This is a genomic window from Oleiphilus sp. HI0132 (genome assembly GCF_001635845.1).
The window spans coordinates 1-791 of the sequence record NZ_LWGJ01000547.1; the positions used below are offsets into that span (position 1 = coordinate 1).

The 791-nt window shown below is 44.1% G+C and carries 1 protein-coding gene; it reads right to left on the reverse strand.

Features of this window, described 5'->3' with window-relative positions; genetic code table 11:
- Positions 1-134: 134 nt before the first annotated feature.
- On the reverse strand, positions 135-791 hold a 657-nt coding region (locus A3766_RS06565; RefSeq protein WP_304440935.1), incomplete at its 5' end, for a malic enzyme-like NAD(P)-binding protein.

Genomic DNA, 791 nt, shown 5'->3' on the forward strand with positions numbered 1-791 from the left:
TCTAACTAGCAAGAGCCTTCACGACACCACCCCATTCTACTCTAGACAAAATATAGAGACATAAAAAAACCGGTACTTTCCAGCACCGGTTTTTTTGTTTTCTTTAGAACTTTTGGCTCTAAAGAGTTAAGCCATTAGATATCTTCTAAAGACTTAAGTGGGTAGTTTGCAGGAAGTGGACCTTCCGCAGCACCCGTATCGATCGCTGCTTGAGCAACCGCAGTAGATACAATACCCAACAAACGGGAATCTGTCGCTTTTGGAATGATGTACTCTTTACCGAATTCCATTGAATCCACACCGTAAGCGTCTAGAACTTCCTTAGTTACAGGCTCTTTTGCTAGATTAGCAAGTGCTTTAGCAGCAGCCAGCTTCATCTCTTCATTGATAGCTGTTGCACGAACATCCAACGCACCACGGAAGATAAATGGGAAGCCAAGAACGTTGTTTACCTGGTTAGGGTAATCAGAACGACCTGTTGCCATAACAGCATCTGGACGAGATTCTGCAACCACTTCAGGCATGATTTCTGGAACCGGGTTAGCACATGCAAAGATGATTGGGTTTGGAGCCATCTTCTTAATTTGTTCACCAGTCACCATATCAGGACCAGATAGACCCAAGAAGATATCAGCACCGTCTAGCGCATCGTCAAACGTACGCTTGTCAGTATCTACTGCAAACATTGCCTTGTACTGGTTTAGATCATCACGACCAGAGTGGATAACACCTTTACGATCACACATGAAGATGTTTTCTGGCTTCATACCCGCAAGGGTAAGTAGCTTAGA